Genomic DNA, 16,519 nt, shown 5'->3' on the forward strand with positions numbered 1-16,519 from the left:
AGATGGGGCAGATGTTGAAATGTGTCTCGCCGATTGATGGATCGGTTTATGCAGAGCGTGAAGTGCTGTCGGCTGAGGCGGCGTTTGAGGCTGCTGCGCTGGCGCGGGCGGCACAGGCGGATTGGGCGGCACGTCCGTTGCAGGAGCGGACCCGCCTTGTGATGGCAGGCGTGGCTGCTGTGGGTGCGATGAATGATGAGATCGTGCCCGAGCTTGCGCATATGATGGGTCGCCCCGTGCGCTATGGCGGTGAGTTTGGTGGGTTCAATGAGCGTGCCAGCCATATGGCCGAGATTGCCGAGGTTTCGCTGGCTGATATCGCGGTGGGTGAGGATGAGACCTTTAAGCGCTATATAAAGCGTATCCCGCATGGGGTCGTTTTTGTAGTGGCGCCCTGGAACTATCCTTACATGACGGCGATCAACACGGTCGCGCCTGCGTTGATTGCGGGCAATGCGGTGGTGTTGAAACATGCCACGCAGACTTTGTTGGTGGGTGAGCGGATGACGCAGGCATTTCATGCAGCGGGCGTGCCGCAGGATGTGTTTCAGAACGTGTTCCTCAGCCATGACGTGACCAATGATCTGATCGCGGGCAGGGCGTTTGATTTTGTGAACTTCACCGGCTCGGTCGGTGGCGGGCAGGCGATGGAACGCGCGGCGGCGGGCACCTTTACCGGCGTTGGCACCGAGCTGGGCGGCAAGGATCCTGGCTATGTCATGGAGGATGCTGATCTGGATGCGGCCGTGGATACGTTGATCGACGGTGCGATGTTCAACTCGGGTCAGTGTTGTTGCGGGATCGAGCGGATTTATGTGCATGAGAGCCTGTATGATGCGTTTGTTGCCAAGGCGGTTGAGGTCGTGAACGGCTATAAGTTGGGCAACCCGCTGGATGCCGAGACGACGATTGGTCCGATGGCCAATGTCCGCTTTGCCGATGAGGTGCGCGCGCAGATTGCCGAGGCCGTTGCGGCGGGTGCCGTTGCCCATATCGAGACCTTCGCCGAGGATGATGGTGGGGCCTACCTGACCCCGCAGATCCTGACCAACGTGACCCATGACATGCGTGTGATGCGGGACGAAAGCTTTGGCCCGGTGGTGGGCATCATGAAAGTCTCGTCCGACGAAGAAGCCATCGCGCTGATGAATGACAGCGAGTTTGGCCTGACCGCCAGCCTCTGGACCCGCAATGTGGATCGTGCTGCGCGGGTGGGCGATCAGATCGAAACTGGCACCGTGTTCATGAACCGGGCCGATTATCTGGACCCGGGCCTGTGCTGGACCGGTTGCAAGAATACCGGGCGCGGAGGGGGATTGTCGGTCATCGGCTATCACAACCTCACACGCCCCAAATCCTACCATCTGAAAAAGGTGACATCATGAGCCTTGTTGGAAACTGGTCCTATCCGACCGCGATCAAGTTCGGCGCTGGCCGGATCAAGGAATTGCCCGAAGCTTGCGCGGCTGCCGGGATGAAACGCCCTCTGTTGGTGACCGACAAGGGGTTGGCCGATCTGCCGATCACGACGGCGACGTTGGATATCCTTGAGGCTGCGGGACTGGGCCGCGGTCTGTTCAGCGACGTTGACCCGAACCCCAATGAAAAGAACCTCGAAGCCGGGGTTGCCGCCTATAATGCGGGCGGCCATGACGGCGTGATTGCCTTTGGCGGTGGCTCGGCGCTGGATCTGGGCAAAATGGTTGCGTTCATGTGCGGCCAGACTCGTCCGGTGTGGGATTATGAGGATATAGGCGACTGGTGGACCCGTGCTGATGCCGATGCCATCGCGCCGATCATCGCCGTGCCGACCACGGCTGGGACGGGGTCCGAGGTGGGGCGCGCAAGCGTCATCACCAATTCGGAAACACATGTCAAAAAGATCATCTTCCACCCGAAAGTGCTGCCGACGGTCGTGATCTGCGACCCCGAGCTGACCGTGGGTATGCCCAAATTCATCACCGCAGGCACCGGTCTGGATGCATTCGCCCATTGTGTCGAGGCGTTCTCGAGCCCGCATTACCACCCCATGTCCCAAGGCATCGCGCTGGAGGGGATGCGGCTGGTTAAGGACTACCTGCCGCGTGCCTATAAAGACGGCTCCGATATCGAAGCGCGCGCCCAGATGATGAGCGCGGCGGCGATGGGGGCGACGGCGTTTCAAAAGGGCCTTGGCGCGATACACGCGATGAGCCACCCGATTGGCGCGGTGTTCAACACCCATCACGGCACCACGAACGCCGTTTGTATGCCGGCCGTTCTGGACTTTAACGCCTCCGCCATCGCCGACCGGTTCCAACAAGCGGCGGCCTATCTGGGCATCGAGGGCGGTTTTGAGGGCTTCCGCGCCTTTGTGCAGGAGTTCAATGACAGCTTCGCCATCCCGCGCAAACTGTCCGATCTGGGTGTGACCGAAACGTCGATCCCCGCGTTGGTCAAAGGCGCGATCATCGACCCGTCCTGCGGCGGCAACCCGATTGAATTGACCGAAGACAACCTGACCGCGTTGTTCAAAGCCGCGTTGTAACAGGCTTGCAGACACGCTCCCTCACCTCGCATACTGTGTGCAGGTGAGGGAGATTTTCATGACCAAAGAGATAGTTCTGATCCACGGGGCCTTTGCCGGGCCGTGGTGTATGCAGGATTACGCGGACTTCTTCCGCGCGCGCGGCTGGACGGTTCACACCCCCGCGCTGCGCTACCATGGCGGCGACCCTAAGGCCGATCCCGATCCCGGCCTGACCGACACCAGCGTCATGGACTACGCCGATGACATCGCTGCATTCGTGAAGGGGCTGGACAGCAAGCCGGTGCTGCTGGGCCACGCCATCGCGGGGGTTGTGGCGCAGCAGGTGGCGTCTCGCGGTTTGGCCAGTGCCATTGTCCTGATCAACCCGAACGCTGCTTGGGGGACGTTGCCTGAAACTGACGACGAACGCGCCGTGCCGCGCGCGTTGATGGAGGGCGGGGCGTTCTGGAAACAGCCCATGCGCGTCGATTTCGACCTGATGGCCCCCTTTGCGCTGAACAAACTGCCCAAGGCGCAGCAGCACGCGGTGTTCGACCAGCTCGGCCCGGAAAGCGGGCGGGTGATGTTCGAGATGTTCTTTTGGATGTTCGACGACCACCACGCGATGAAGGTGGACAGGGACAAGGTCGACTGCCCCGTTCTGATCGTTTCCGGCACCGAGGACCGGGCCGTGAACCCCAACACCTGTCGCTCGCTAGCCAATCTGTACGGAGAACGCGCAACCTTTCTGCCCGTAGAAAACCACGCGCATTTTCTGTTCATGGAGCCCGGCTGGGAAGGCCCGGCCGGACAGATTGCGGACTGGCTGGATCAGACGTCGGGTGTCACCGGCTGATCTGGAAGCTGCTCTGGGGTTTCCAACTGAGCGAGCCGTCGTCGTTCTTGACGCAGCGCAGCAGGTGTTCTTCGCGCGTGCTGATCGTGTCGGTCACAGTATTGTCGCCGAAGATCACGACAAAAGCGTCCTGTGAATAGGCCATGCCTGCGTAATAGCAAAACCGGGTCTCAGCCCCATCCGGAATTGGCGATGCAGTGCTGATCGTTTGTTGCGCGGTCACTTGGCTGGCCATCAGGGCCAGCGCCAGCCCAAGGGTTACTGTCTTCATGTCGTCCTCCCGTTGATAAATCAGTTGGTCAAATGGGTCTTGGACGCTCGAGTACCTCAGACGTCGTTCTTGAATGACGGGTTGAGGGTAAGTGTGAACGAGATCAACGGGTTAGGCAAGGGGATAGCGGTCGCCGCTTACGATGACCTGCGCTGCCCAACCAACGCTTGGCGTAAAATATAAAATTTGCGCCTGACCCTTACAAAGGCAAGCCCGATTGAACAATTGCTCATTGGAGCAATTTTCTCTTATTTCAAACTTTCTTTAGTTTGGTTTCAGTTTCTGATTGCTTCGCACATTATGTGTTCCGCCATGGTCGAACACCAGAAATGTTCTGCAAGTGACCGCATAAGAATCTGTCAGTATCGACGACGAATTGGTCAATTGCTTCCTTGTAGGCCCGTAGCGTGGAAACTCGAACATATTGAGCATCAGCGCCACGATGAGCTATTTCACCACGTAATGTTACGAATTCATTGAGGTGTGCGCGATCATGCCGCCAAGAATTTTCTAGAGCTTCAGAATCCACGCCAAGCCAGTCGTGCAATAATTCGGTAACTTGACCGAACTTTGGTGTGTTCAGTCTCTCGCAAAGCTCTGCTGAATGAGTCTTCAAAACGAGTTCCCAACCATCTCCAGATAAATTTAAAACTCCAAATTCATGTTGATCCTTCTTAGCAGCCTGAGCCAATTTCCCTTTGACCCTGTTTGGTAGAGTGTGAGGGGTGTCAAGTTCATTGGTGAGATGCTCAACGCCTTCTTTTATTATTTCTTCGATGTAAACTTCCCAAGCAGCACATAGCATAAGAACACCACTTCGAGTGATATAGCCTAGGCTCCTTCTGCCCCGCCCAGTTGGATTAAGTGTTCGATGTGCTGCTAGAAGATTTGTTACATCGGGTAAAAGTTTATCTCTAAATAGTTTTCTTGCCTTGGTAGGCATACTACACTCCGTACCGAATAAATGGTTGTTGAAGTCATATCTGTTGGAATTTAAACATCCAACTCCTCCACAAACCGCGCGTTCTCCTGAATGTACTGGAACCGCAGTTCGGGTTTTTTACCCATCAGACGCTCGACCAGATCGCCGGTCTCGCCGGGTTCATCCTCGTCAATTGTGACGCGGATCAGTTTGCGCGAGGCCGGGTCCATCGTGGTCTCTTTCAGGTCTTTGGCGTCCATTTCACCCAGACCCTTAAAGCGCGAGACGTCGATCTTGCCCTTGCCGCCCAGACCTTTTTCCAGCCATTCGTCGCGCTCGGCCTCGTCCAGGCAGTAGACGCGTTTGGCGCCCTGGGTCAGGCGGTACAGAGGCGGGCAGGCCAGATACAGGTGGCCCGCGTCGATCATGGGCCGCATCTGGGTGAAGAAGAACGTCATCAGCAAGGACGCAATATGCGCGCCGTCCACATCTGCGTCGGTCATGATGATGACCTTGTCATAGCGCAGGTCGTCGACGTTGAACTTGGTGCCAAGCCCCACGCCCAGCGCTTGGGTCAGATCGTTGATCTCGGCATTGGTGCCCAGCTTGGAACTGGCCGCACCCAGCACGTTCAGGATCTTGCCGCGCAGGGGCAAAAGGGCCTGTGTTTTGCGGTCCCGACCCATTTTTGCGGAGCCGCCCGCAGAATCTCCCTCGACGATGAATAATTCGGTGCCGTCGCGTGTTGAACTAGAGCAGTCCACCAACTTGCCGGGAAGACGAAGTTTTTTAGTGGCGGACTTGCGTTGTGTCTCTTTCTCGGCCCGTCGGCGCAGACGTTCCTCGGCTCGGAGTATCACAAAGTCGAGTATCGCGCCGGCGGATTTCGTATCCGCCGCCAGCCAGTTATCGAAATGGTCGCGGACCGAATTCTCGACCAGTCGCTGCGCCTCGACCGTGGCAAGGCGGTCTTTGGTCTGGCCCACAAATTCCGGCTCGCGGATAAAGCACGACACCAGCGCGCAGCCGCCGGTGATCAGGTCATCACGGGTGATCTGTGCGGCTTTCTTGTTGTTGATCAACTCGCCATAGGCCTTGATCCCTTTGAGGATCGCGGCCCAGAATCCCGCCACATGGGTGCCGCCTTCGGGGGTGGGGACGGTGTTACAGTAGGATTGGATGAACCCGTCGCGCGAGGGCGTCCAGTTAATCGCCCATTCGACCTTGCCCGGTGTGCCGAATTTCTCGGTGAAGTCCACGGTGCCCGCAAAGGGCTGCTCGGCATAGGTGGACGAGCCGTTCATCGTCTCCTTGAGGTAATCGGACAGGCCGCCGGGGAAGTGGAACGTCGCCTCGGTCGGGGTCTCGCCGTCGTCGATATGCGATTTCCAGCGGATTTCGACGCCCGAGAATAAGTAGGCCTTAGAGCGGATGGACTTGAACAGACGGGCCGGTTTGAATTTGTGGTGGCCAAAGATTTCGGCATCCGCATGGAAGGTGACCGTGGTGCCGCGCCGGTTGGGGGCTGCGCCGACCTTTTCCACTGGACCCAAAGGGATACCGCGCGAGAACCGCTGTTCGAACAGCGTCTTGTCGCGGGCCACCCGCACAACCATAGAATCCGACAACGCATTCACCACCGAAGCACCGACACCGTGCAGACCGCCCGAGGTCTGGTAGGCCTTGCCCGAGAACTTACCGCCCGCATGTAGGGTACACAGGATGACCTCAAGCGCGGATTTGTCCGGGAATTTGGGGTGCGGATCAATCGGGATGCCGCGTCCGTTGTCGCGCACGGTCAGCGCATAATCTTCGTGCAGCTCAACCTCGATCCGGTTGGCGTGACCGGCGACCGCCTCATCCATCGAGTTGTCGAGGATTTCCGCGACCATGTGGTGCAAAGCGCGCTCATCCGTGCCGCCGATATACATGCCGGGGCGTTTGCGAACGGGTTCCAGACCTTCAAGAACCTCGATTGAAGAGGCGTCATATGTAGCGGTCGCGCTGGGCGTCAACAGATCGTCGGGCATCGGTGCTGCTCTTGTTTTTGGGTTTTGCCCATTATGGCAGGTGATGTGGTCCGGGGGAAGAGGGACGCGAAGTGTTGTGGGATTTTGCCAAACCCAGGCCGCCATTCGCGCGTTAGCCCGTTTTCGCATAAGATTGGGACACTTGGCATTATCAATTAATTGGGGGAATTTGAAATGACCACGAACTCGGCCAGTTTCGTAGGAGATATACCGACACATTACGACAAGGGTCTGGGGCCAAATATCTTCGTCGACTACGCGGCACTCATTGCTGAAAAGTGCTGCGATGAGCCCGCCAGTTCGGTGATTGAACTGGCGGCGGGTACCGGAATAGTCAGCAGATTCTTGCGGGATAAGTTACCGGCAGAGGCAAGTCTGTTGGTGACCGACCTGAACGCGCCGATGCTGGAAGTGGCGAAGGCCAAGTTTTCCGGTGACGAGAACATTCAGTTTGCGGTTGCCAATGCGATGGAGCTTCCGTTTGACGGGCCGGAATTTGACTTAATGGTCTGTCAGTTCGGCGTAATGTTCTTTCCCGACAAAATCGCATCATATCGAGAAGCAGCCCGCGTTTTGCGGCCGGGCGGCAGATATGTCTTCAATGTCTGGAGCCCAATGTCAGAGAACCCATTTTCGCAGATGGCACACGAGCTTATGCAGAAGGTTTTTCCTGACGACCCGCCTGGGTTCTACAAAGTTCCTTTTCACTATGGCGATCCTGCCACCGTTCTTGGCGATCTGTCTTCCGCCGGGTGGAGCAACGTAACGCATGAAACCATTAAAATTCAAAAGAAGATTCAGGATCTGGAGGTGTTCTCCAGATCGTTGGTTTTTGGGAACCCGCTGATTGACGAAATCAATGAACGCGGCGGTGTCGACCCCGAGGACGTCGTTAAGGAATTTAGGGCCGAATTGGAAAATCGCTTTGGCCCAGATGGCATGACGATGCCTTTGTCCGCCACAATGTTTGTTTGTCGCTTGGACTGAGAAATCTCGGCACCGCATTCGGGGTGATAAACAGAAAACTGGTCCGCGATAGGCCCTCGTAGATCTTGTCGCGGGCGTCTAAGGTGCGCTCGTTGTGTGTGAAAAAGCAAGGAAACCGAATGAGTTGGATTAAGACAATTCCGTTCGATCAGGCATCTGGCAGGTTGAAAAAACTGTACGACCGTGTGACCGGCCCCGGAAATAATGTGGACAATATTATGATGGTGCATTCCTTGCGGCCGCATTCGATGGAAGGCCACATGGCACTTTATAAGAATGTCCTGCACCATTCTGCCAATACGATCCCGAAATGGTTTCTTGAGGTGCTGGGTGTTTGGGTAAGTTCCTTGAATCGCTGCGCCTATTGCGTTGAACATCATTTCAGCGGATTGCAACGCCTGTTGAACGACCCCGATCGCGGCAATGCCATTCGCTCCGCAATCGAGGCAGGTTCCCCCCAATCCGCCCCACTGGACGCGGCACAAATCGCCGCGATGATGTATGCGCGCAAATTGACAGAAGCCCCGTCAGACATGGTTGCGGCCGATGTCGAGGCGTTGCGGAAGGCCGGGTGGGATGACGGCGAGATCCTCGAGATCAATCAGGTCTGTGCGTATTTCTCCTATGCCAACCGGACGGTTCTGGGGCTTGGCTGTTCGACGGATGGTGATGTTCTTGGGCTATCGCCGAACAACTCGGACGACCCGGCCGATTGGGGGCATCGCTAGGCGGTCAAGACGCCATCCAGTTCTTGATTTCCTGCGCCAAAACCTCGGGGCGCTGATGGTGCAGCCAATGATCAGCGCCGGGAATGTCGATCCTGGTCAGGTCCGGGGCAAAGTCCTCCAGCCCGGCAGTCGACTCGGGCAGCAGCGCGGTGTCTTCCGGGCCCCAAAGCAACAGGTGCGGACATTTGATCATCAGCCTATCCAAGGGCAAGTCCGGCAGGTCAGTCAGGGGCTTATCCGGGTCGGCAACGATCAGAGGTGACGCGCGGTACAAATTCAGCATCGCATCAAGCCGCCCGGGGCGCGCCCATTCGGTGCGGTAGTCCTGCATTTGTTCGTCAGATAGCCAGTCAACCCCCATGCCGCGCCGGAAAAAGCGTTCCAATAGGGAAAAATCATCGGCCGAGAACCGCTGGGCCGCGTTTGGGTCGCGCAGGTCGTTGATGTATTGGGATGCTTTTGACTGTGCGCCTCCTTCCGCAAGGGCACGTTGAAACGGAACCGGATGAACCCCGTTTGCGATAATCAGCTTGCTGACCAGTTCCGGCCGGAACATGGCTAGCCCGTAGGCCACTGCCGCGCCCCAGTCGTGACCCAGAACGCAAACGGGTGCACCGGCATCCTCGATGAGGGCTGCCATGTCGGAAACCAGTTTGGACAGGGCATAGTGATCAGTTCCCGCTGGGGCCCAACTTTGACCAAAGCCGCGCTGATCGGGGGCGATGCAATGGAAGTGTTCTGACAGGTGCGGGGCCAGATCGCCCCACGCACCGCCATATTCAGGGAAGCCGTGCAGCATCAGCATCACCGGCAGCGAAGGGTCGCCCCAACTGCGCAGATAAAAACTCTGACCATTAAGCTCGATAAACCTGTTTTCCATAGCGGAACCCCTTGGAGTGTTTACGTAAACGCGACAAGAAAGATGTAGCAGTTTGACACCAATCAAAGCGCGTTTTTTCACATTCTGCTAGATGCCTTGTCGGACAGTGTAGCAAGGAGAGACTGAATGGAAACAGCGGCGCAGATCGAACAGAAAAACGGTCAGGTTCAAATCGTACCACCTTTGGCCGACACAGAACGCCAGCCCAGCCCGGACAAGATTCGCCATGCTTTCGAAAGCGGCAAATATCCTTATGACCGCAAGTTGGCCCGTAAAACGTACGAAGAACAAAAGGCCCAGTTGCAGGCCGAATTGCTGAAAGTCCAGCTATGGGCGCAGGAGACCGGTCAGCGGTTCGTGTTGCTGTTTGAGGGGCGCGATGCCGCAGGCAAGGGTGGTACGATCAAAAGGTTCATGGAGCATCTGAACCCCCGGCAAGCCCGCGTTGTGGCCCTGAACAAGCCGACATGGGAAGAAAAAGGCCAATGGTATTACCAGCGTTACGTGCAGGAATTGCCAACGGTTGGGGAAATGGTTTTCTACGACCGCTCCTGGTACAACCGTGCGGGTGTCGAGCGGGTCATGGGGTTCTGCTCTCCGAATGAATACCTTGAGTTCATGCGGCAAACCCCAGAGCTAGAGCGTATGTTGGTTCGTTCCGGCATTCAGCTTTACAAATACTGGTTCTCGGTCACGCAAACCGAACAGCAGCGCCGGTTCAAAAGCCGCGAGACTGATCCGTTGAAGCAGTGGAAGCTGTCTCCCATCGACAAGGCCAGCTTGGACAAGTGGGAGGACTACACCGAGGCGAAAGAGGCGATGTTCTTCTATACAGACACAGCCGACGCCCCGTGGACCATCATCAAGTCGAACGACAAGAAGCGCGCGCGCCTCAATACGATGCGTCACTTCCTGTCGACGCTGGATTATCCGGATAAGGACCATGACATCGTGGGTGAACCCGATCCGCTGATTGTCGGACAGGCACATCACGTGATCCATCGGTCCGAGCATATTCTGGGTAACTCGCTGCACCCTGACGCGCGATAAGGGGTGTCCGGGGCGTGGATTTTGCCTTGGGTTTCATAGTCTCACTGTGAAATTTCACTGTTCTGGTCTTGTCCCGGCCTCTGGCCGGGCATAAGGCTGGGGCAATGAACAAGGTGATGACATATCGCGGCCATTTCCGGGCCATTGCCGTACTGGGCCTGCCGTTGATCGGCGGGCATCTGGCGCAGTTTGCCATCGGTCTGACCGATACCATCATGCTGGGATGGTATGGGGTCGAGGCGCTGGCCGCAGTCACGCTGGCCAGCAGCTATTACTTTGTGTTGTTTCTGTTTGGTGCTGGGTTTGGGTGGGCCGTCATGCCCATCGTGGCCACCGCCGCCGCCGAAGAGGACGAGACGAGCATTCGCCGATCAACCCGCATGGGGCTGTGGTTGTCGCTGATCTATGCGGCGTTGATGATGCCGCTTTTGTGGTGGTCGTACCCGATCCTGATTGCATTGGATCAGGAGCCGGAGGTGGCCAAAACCGCATCCGAATACCTGCGGGTTGCAGGCTGGGGGTTATTTCCGGCGCTTATAGTAATGGTGTTGAAATCCTATCTGGCGGCGCTCGAACGCACTCAGATCGTGTTGTGGATCACCGTCACAGCCGCCGTGGTCAACGGGTTCACCAACTATGCGCTGATCTTTGGAAACTGGGGCGCGCCAGAGCTTGGCGTTATTGGTGCGGCTATTGCCTCGGTCGTGACACAGATCGTTTCATTGGTATTCGTCGTAATCTATGCAGTGCGCGTTTTGCCTGAACACAGCCTGTTTCAACGCTTTTGGCGGCCGGATTGGGAATTCTTCTTCAGCGTGCTGCGTTTGGGCGTGCCCATCGGCTTGACCACATTGGCCGAGGTCAGCCTGTTTGCAATGTCAGCGATCATGATGGGCTGGCTGGGGCAGGTGCCGTTGGCGGCCCATGGGATTGCACTGAACCTCGCATCGGCCACGTTCATGGTGCATCTGGGCCTGTCCAATGCGGCCACGATCCGCGCGGGTAATGCGCTGGGGCGCAAAGATCGGGCGCATCTTGAAAAAGGGGCGATCGCGGTGACGGGGATGTCCTTAGTGATGTCGATCCTGACGGTGATCCTGTTCCTGACCTGCGCCGAACCGTTGATTTCGCTGTTCATGGAACCCGATGATCCGCAGCGCTCGCAAATCCTGCTGATCGGCACCGGGCTTCTGGCGATGGCGGCACTGTTTCAACTGGTGGACGGAGCGCAGGTTATCGCCCTGGGCCTGTTGCGAGGGTTGCAGGACGCCAAGATACCGATGGTGATGGCGGGGCTTAGCTATTGGGTGATTGGAATCCCGGCCTCGTATTACTTTGGCTTTGTCCGCGGGATGGACGGCATCGGCGTCTGGCTCGGTCTCGTTCTGGGACTGGCCTGCGCGGCCGTTCTTCTGATGGCCCGGTTCTGGCTACGGTCCGTTCGCGGGGTTCCGATGGCCGCCAGCAATTCGGCCTGATCAGCTTTTGTCCAAGCGATCAGCTTTCTTGCGCACCAGCACCGACCGCAGATCGTGCATCGCCAGCAGCAACCGGTTCGTAACGTCTTCAAGCTGTTCGTCGGTTGCCTTGGATTGCGCCCATTGCGCGGTCAGATTCAGGTAGTCGACCGCCCGGTGAATGTCGTCGATATCCCGGCGGGCCAACAGCTCTTTGCGCTCGTCCATCCACCGCTCGATTTCAGTCCGATCCGTCTCGGACAGCGAGCGTTGGCCATGTGGTTTGACCTCACCGTTGCGGATGTTGATGACAGCAATCTGATCCATCTCGATCCGGCGCTGGCGGTTTTCAGTGTCGATCTTGAAAACCACTGCACCGTTTTCTCGAACACGGAAATAGTATTCAGGCAACATTGCTGTCATGAAACCTCCGATCAGGTCAGGGACGCGCAAAAGCGTTGTATGCGTGTGCAAGCTTCGGTCAGCGCCTCGTCCGACGTTGCATAGCTGACGCGGAAATTCGGCGACAGACCAAAGGCTGCGCCGAACACGACGGCCACATCCGCCTCTTGCAGCAGGGCGGTTGCGAACGCCTCGTCGTTTTCGATCACAGTGCCCGCAGGTGATGTCTTGCCGATTAGCCCCGCAATGGATGGATAGACATAGAATGCGCCCTCGGGCGTGGGGCAGGTTATGCCGTCAATATCGTTCAGCATCTGCACCACCAGATCGCGGCGACGTTTGAACGTCACGTTGTTCGGGGCCAGAAACGCCTGTGTTCCATTCAAAGCCTCGACCGCTGCCCATTGGCTGACGGAACAGGGGTTCGACGTCGACTGAGATTGGATTTTGCGCATCGCCGCAATCAATTCCACCGGCCCCGCCGCGTATCCGATCCGCCACCCGGTCATGGCATAGGCCTTGGACACGCCGTTGCAGGTCAGTGTGCGTTCGTACAGCCCTGGTTCAACCTCTGCCGGGGTGCAGAACTCGAACCCGTCATAGGCCAAGTGTTCATACATATCGTCCGACATGATCCACACATGCGGGTGACGCATAAGAACATCCGTCAACGCCTTCAGTTCCGCGCGGCTATACCCTGCGCCGGTGGGATTGGACGGAGAGTTAAAGATGAACCACTTGGTCTTAGGCGTGATCGCGGCCTCAAGCTGGTCTGGGGTCAGCTTGAAGCTGTTTTCAAGCGTTGTTTCCACGATCACCGGAGTACCGCCCGCCAGCAACACCATATCAGGGTAGCTAACCCAATAGGGGGCGGGGATAATCACCTCATCGCCTTCGTTTATCGTGGCCATCAGCGCGTTATAAAGCGTCTGCTTGCCCCCGGTGCCAACTGAAATCTGCGCAGGGGTATATTCCAGCCCGTGATCGCGCTTCATCTTGACGCAAGCGGCCTCTTTGAGTTCGGGGATGCCGTCGGGTGCTGTGTATTTCGTCTTGCCCGCGGCGATGGCGGCGACCGCTGCGTCCTTGATATTCTGAGGGGTGTCAAAGTCCGGTTCCCCGGCGCTTAGACCGATAACGTCACGTCCGGCGGCCTTCAATTCGGCGGCTTTGGCCGTCATTGCGATTGTAGGCGACGGTTTTACGCGTGACAGTGTCGCAGACAGGAAACTCATTGGGGCCCTCTGTTTGAATGATCAACTTGTCTGTCATAGGGTGCGCCCGAATGACGATCAAGCAATATGACCTATAGAATTGGAGACCCGAATGAACGATGAAAACGACTGGTATGGGCCGGACGCTGCAACATTCGGGGATCGGTTGGCTGGCGCGCGGGAAGCCGGTGGAATGACACAGTCTCAATTGGCGCGCCGATTGGGGGTAAAGAAGGCCACGATCGCGGCGTGGGAAAATGACCTGTCCGAGCCTCGGGCCAACCGTCTGTCGATGCTGGCTGGCATGGTCAATGTCTCGATTATGTGGTTGCTAACGGGCGAAGGCGAGGGGATGGATGCGCCTGTCGAAGCCGACGAAAGCGCGCCCGAACTGGCTGAGGTCGTTGCTGAACTACGCTCGATCCGGGGTGAAATGCGCGCCAGTTCCGAGCGCGCAGCGCGTCTGGAAAAGCGCGTCCGACTGATGCTGGAGCAAAGCAAATGACCGAAACCCGGGACGTTAGGATCAAACGCCTGAAAATGCGCTCTATGCGTCGGGGGATCAAGGAAATGGACTTGATTTTGTCGGCATATGCGGATCGGAAACTAGCTGGAATGGATGGGGGCGGGTTGGATAACTATGACGCGCTTCTGCACGAAAATGATCAGGACCTCTATCAGTGGGTGACAGGTCAGGTCGCGCCGCCTGCGCGATATTCCGATTTAATTTCGGATATCGCTCAAACGTTTCAAAAATAACGAGAAACCGGACTTAACTGATTTTTCGGTTTTTCGATTCATGCTGCGTGAAACAGCGCGATTGAATCGGAGGATCGGATGAGTATGGAAATGCAGGTCTCCGCGCCGGCGGCCAAGGGTTTCATGACCAGTTACCTTGAGGCGCTCGCCTTGGTCGAGCGGCTGCACCGTCTGCTTCTGGATGTCATCAAGGATGAGTTTGAACGCGTCGGCGTGTTGGAAATCAACGCTGTGCAGGCGTTGCTTCTGTTCAATATAGGCGATCACGAGGTTACGGCTGGTGAATTGAAAAGTCGCGGCTACTATCAGGGCAGCAACGTCAGCTATAACCTGAAAAAACTGGTGGAAATGGGGTATATGCACCATCAACGGTGCGAGATTGATCGCCGTTCCGTTCGGGTCCGACTAACCCCACAAGGGCGACAGATCCGTGACATCGTATCCGAATTGTTTTCTCGTCATGCCGAAGGTCTGCAATCCCGCGGGGTGCTGGAATTCGAAGGGATCGAGGATATCACGGGGTCACTGCGCCGGGTGGAGCGGTATTGGACGGATCAGATCCGCTATATTTACTAGCTAGGGGCGGGCGGTCCGGCCGACCGCGGACAGGGACAGGCCCTCCAGTTCTCGGATCAGTTTGCGAGTCATCGCAGCTTTGTATTCGTCAAACCCCAGCGCGACTTCCAGAAAAGCATCGGGGCCCATTATGACCGAGGTAGTGAAATAGGCCGTCAGTTCACTAACCTGAACCGTGCGCTGATCGGACTGATCGGCGTCGTCGACACCGATGACCAGCCCATTGATGGTGATCCCACTTCGGGATAGCTCGTTCTTGACCTCTTGTGGATGGGGGCCAAGGTTGCGTTTGCCATCCCCCGACAGATCAAGTGTTTGTTTCCAGCATTCGGACTGTTGCGCCAATAGATCGGCCCCGAACCGCATCGCCGACCCTAGCGCCGTGCCTTGCGGCGCGTTGCTGCGGGTCACCGAACTTAATTTGGCTTCGATCCGCGCAAGGTCTTGGCGAACGCGGATATCGGTCCAGTTCACAAGGATACGCTGGTGATGAGTTTCACTCCATTCGAAGATCGCCATTCGCACCGGAGCTAACCCTTCGGACAGGATCAACTGTTGGACTTCCGGGCTTTGCAATGCAGCAGCGACACCGTCCAGTTGCAACCGGTATTCCGCCTGATCGACAGACCCCGATACGTCCAGACCCAGGGCCAGCGCCTGTCTGCAGTCACACGCCGCCGGGCTGCCCAGAAAAGAAGCCGCAATCGCGATCGGGCGTATCATTCGGGGTCGGCATCTTGAAGGGCGCCGATTTGCAGCCCTTTCAGTTCGCGTTCCAGTTTGCGGCGCATTGCGCGCTCAAAGTCCTCGAACCCCTGCGCGACTTCCAGAAACGCGCCGGGGCCATGCAAGACGTTGTTTTCGAAAAACGGGATGAGAAACAACTCTCCCTCAAAATCCGCGGCATTGATGACCAGACCGTTGACCACCGTGTTTTCAAACGGGAAGTGCCTGTACGCGGAATCTGGCCCGTACCCATCGTTGTTAGACCCATCACCAGACAGGTCGATGGTTTGGAACAGGCACGCTGGGGCCTGTTGCATCAACGTCGCCCCGAATGCCAGCGCGTATCCCATGGCGGTGGCTGAACCACTGTCGGTTCTGACCGAACCTTGAACTGTCGCGGCTGCGGTCAGCAGATCAGCCTGCGTTCGGATCATCGTCCAGTCCAGAATGACGTGTTGTGTGTCGCGGCCGCTCCATTCGTAAACGGCCAGGGCAACGGGCATGGGCGACGAGAAAAACGCCTGCGTGACCTCGGGCGCGATAAGGGCAGCGGCTAAACCCTGCCGCTGCAAGACATCCTCGGCCGCATCGACCGAGGTCGAGATATCCATAGCCAGCGCAAGGGCGAGGCGGCAGGTCTCGGCCTTCAGGGAGCCGGCTATAAAGGCCAAACCTAATGTTGCAAGCCAGCGGATCACCAGTGGCCAGTGCTGTCCATGCTGACCCAGGGCTCTGCTGGAGCCAAGGCTTCACCGTTCTGGAGCAGTTCGACAGAAATATTGTCAGGTGACCGCACGAAAGCCATTCTGCCGTCACGTGGCGGGCGGTTTATAACCACGCCATTGTCCTGCAACTGCTGGCAAATGTCATAGATGTTGTCCACGCCATAGGCGAGGTGCCCGAAATGCCGGCTGTCACTGGGCAGCGCATCATCGCCATCCCAATTGTAAGTCAGCTCGATCGGCCGATCCTCCTGTCCCGGAGGCGCCATGAAGATCAAGGAAAAACGCCCCTCTTCACTTTCGTAACGGCGTGTCTCTTTCAGGCCAAGCAGCTCATAAAACGCCATGGATTTCTCCAGATCTTTAACACGCACCATGGTGTGGAGGTATGTGAGCCCCATTGCGGCTTCCTTTCTATTTCGGTGATAGC

19 protein-coding genes are annotated in these 16,519 nt (G+C 57.3%); 10 read left to right on the top strand and 9 right to left on the bottom strand.

The window, feature by feature from the left end:
- Positions 1-2 precede the first annotated feature (2 nt).
- The 3 genes from GOX75_RS08060 to GOX75_RS08070 are packed head-to-tail and all read left to right on the top strand — an operon-like array spanning position 3 to position 3,365.
- On the top strand, positions 3-1,385 hold the full coding sequence (locus GOX75_RS08060) for an aldehyde dehydrogenase family protein (RefSeq protein ID WP_171122066.1): 1,383 nt from the start codon (positions 3-5) through the stop codon (positions 1,383-1,385).
- Positions 1,382-2,527 (top strand): iron-containing alcohol dehydrogenase, encoded by a 1,146-nt coding sequence (locus GOX75_RS08065; RefSeq protein ID WP_171122067.1) that lies wholly within the window; start codon positions 1,382-1,384, stop codon positions 2,525-2,527. Before GOX75_RS08060 ends, GOX75_RS08065 begins: the two co-directional genes overlap by 4 nt.
- Before the next feature lie 58 nt (positions 2,528-2,585).
- Complete coding sequence (locus tag GOX75_RS08070; protein ID WP_171122068.1) at positions 2,586-3,365, top strand: alpha/beta hydrolase; 780 nt, start codon at positions 2,586-2,588, stop codon at positions 3,363-3,365.
- Here GOX75_RS08070 and GOX75_RS08075 read toward each other — a convergent pair.
- The 3 genes from GOX75_RS08075 to parE all read right to left on the bottom strand — a co-directional run bounded on the left by GOX75_RS08075 (position 3,355) and on the right by parE (position 6,588).
- Positions 3,355-3,636 (bottom strand): hypothetical protein, encoded by a 282-nt coding sequence (locus GOX75_RS08075; RefSeq protein ID WP_171122069.1) that lies wholly within the window; start codon positions 3,634-3,636, stop codon positions 3,355-3,357. The genes GOX75_RS08070 and GOX75_RS08075 overlap by 11 nt on opposite strands.
- Positions 3,637-3,934: 298 nt before the next feature.
- Complete coding sequence (locus GOX75_RS08080) at positions 3,935-4,579, bottom strand: HEPN domain-containing protein (RefSeq protein WP_171122070.1); 645 nt, start codon at positions 4,577-4,579, stop codon at positions 3,935-3,937.
- Positions 4,580-4,629: 50 nt separating this feature from the next.
- The gene (parE, locus tag GOX75_RS08085) at positions 4,630-6,588 is read right to left on the bottom strand and encodes a DNA topoisomerase IV subunit B (RefSeq protein ID WP_171122071.1); all 1,959 of its coding nucleotides are present in this window, start codon (positions 6,586-6,588) and stop codon (positions 4,630-4,632) included.
- 174 nt (positions 6,589-6,762) lie between these two features.
- On the opposite strand from parE, the gene GOX75_RS08090 reads away from it, so the two are divergent.
- Both GOX75_RS08090 and GOX75_RS08095 read left to right on the top strand, forming a co-directional pair.
- A complete protein-coding gene (locus tag GOX75_RS08090; RefSeq protein WP_171122072.1) occupies positions 6,763-7,575 on the top strand; it encodes a class I SAM-dependent methyltransferase in 813 nt (270 codons plus the stop codon).
- A 119-nt stretch (positions 7,576-7,694) separates the two neighbouring features.
- Positions 7,695-8,303 (top strand): carboxymuconolactone decarboxylase family protein, encoded by a 609-nt coding sequence (locus GOX75_RS08095; protein WP_171122073.1) that lies wholly within the window; start codon positions 7,695-7,697, stop codon positions 8,301-8,303.
- Between the two features lie 4 nt (positions 8,304-8,307).
- On the opposite strand, the gene GOX75_RS08100 is transcribed toward GOX75_RS08095, so the two are convergent.
- Positions 8,308-9,183 (bottom strand): alpha/beta fold hydrolase, encoded by an 876-nt coding sequence (locus GOX75_RS08100; protein WP_171122074.1) that lies wholly within the window; start codon positions 9,181-9,183, stop codon positions 8,308-8,310.
- Between the two features lie 126 nt (positions 9,184-9,309).
- Between GOX75_RS08100 and ppk2 the strand changes: the two genes are divergently transcribed.
- Positions 9,310-10,233 (top strand): polyphosphate kinase 2, encoded by a 924-nt coding sequence (ppk2, locus tag GOX75_RS08105; protein WP_171122075.1) that lies wholly within the window; start codon positions 9,310-9,312, stop codon positions 10,231-10,233.
- 104 nt (positions 10,234-10,337) lie between these two features.
- Entirely contained in the window at positions 10,338-11,711 is a 1,374-nt protein-coding gene (locus tag GOX75_RS08110; RefSeq protein WP_171122076.1) for an MATE family efflux transporter, read from the top strand.
- On the opposite strand, the gene GOX75_RS08115 is transcribed toward GOX75_RS08110, so the two are convergent.
- Positions 11,712-12,113, bottom strand: coding sequence for a hypothetical protein (locus GOX75_RS08115; RefSeq protein WP_171122077.1), 402 nt, complete (start codon positions 12,111-12,113; stop codon positions 11,712-11,714).
- 11 nt (positions 12,114-12,124) lie between these two features.
- Positions 12,125-13,327 (bottom strand): pyridoxal phosphate-dependent aminotransferase, encoded by a 1,203-nt coding sequence (locus GOX75_RS08120; protein ID WP_171122078.1) that lies wholly within the window; start codon positions 13,325-13,327, stop codon positions 12,125-12,127.
- Between the two features lie 91 nt (positions 13,328-13,418).
- Between GOX75_RS08120 and GOX75_RS08125 the strand changes: the two genes are divergently transcribed.
- The 3 genes from GOX75_RS08125 to GOX75_RS08135 all read left to right on the top strand — a co-directional run bounded on the left by GOX75_RS08125 (position 13,419) and on the right by GOX75_RS08135 (position 14,641).
- Positions 13,419-13,811 carry a helix-turn-helix domain-containing protein gene (locus GOX75_RS08125; RefSeq protein ID WP_171122079.1) on the top strand — a complete coding sequence of 131 codons (393 nt, stop codon included), beginning with the start codon at positions 13,419-13,421 and terminating at the stop codon, positions 13,809-13,811.
- A complete protein-coding gene (locus GOX75_RS08130; protein ID WP_171122080.1) occupies positions 13,808-14,065 on the top strand; it encodes a succinate dehydrogenase assembly factor 2 in 258 nt (85 codons plus the stop codon). Before GOX75_RS08125 ends, GOX75_RS08130 begins: the two co-directional genes overlap by 4 nt.
- A 78-nt stretch (positions 14,066-14,143) precedes the next feature.
- Positions 14,144-14,641, top strand: coding sequence for a MarR family winged helix-turn-helix transcriptional regulator (locus GOX75_RS08135; protein ID WP_171122081.1), 498 nt, complete (start codon positions 14,144-14,146; stop codon positions 14,639-14,641).
- On the opposite strand, the gene GOX75_RS08140 is transcribed toward GOX75_RS08135, so the two are convergent.
- The 3 genes from GOX75_RS08140 to GOX75_RS08150 are packed head-to-tail and all read right to left on the bottom strand — an operon-like array spanning position 14,642 to position 16,490.
- Complete coding sequence (locus GOX75_RS08140) at positions 14,642-15,364, bottom strand: DUF1194 domain-containing protein (RefSeq protein ID WP_171122082.1); 723 nt, start codon at positions 15,362-15,364, stop codon at positions 14,642-14,644. It abuts the gene before it with no gap.
- Positions 15,361-16,065, bottom strand: a complete 705-nt coding sequence (locus GOX75_RS08145) for a DUF1194 domain-containing protein (RefSeq protein ID WP_171122083.1) — start codon at positions 16,063-16,065, stop codon at positions 15,361-15,363. Before GOX75_RS08145 ends, GOX75_RS08140 begins: the two co-directional genes overlap by 4 nt.
- A complete protein-coding gene (locus GOX75_RS08150) occupies positions 16,062-16,490 on the bottom strand; it encodes a VOC family protein (protein ID WP_171122084.1) in 429 nt (142 codons plus the stop codon). Before GOX75_RS08150 ends, GOX75_RS08145 begins: the two co-directional genes overlap by 4 nt.
- Positions 16,491-16,519 lie beyond the last annotated feature (29 nt).

The organism is Ruegeria sp. HKCCD7251 (assembly GCF_013031165.1).
In the GTDB taxonomy this organism is placed as follows: domain Bacteria; phylum Pseudomonadota; class Alphaproteobacteria; order Rhodobacterales; family Rhodobacteraceae; genus Ruegeria.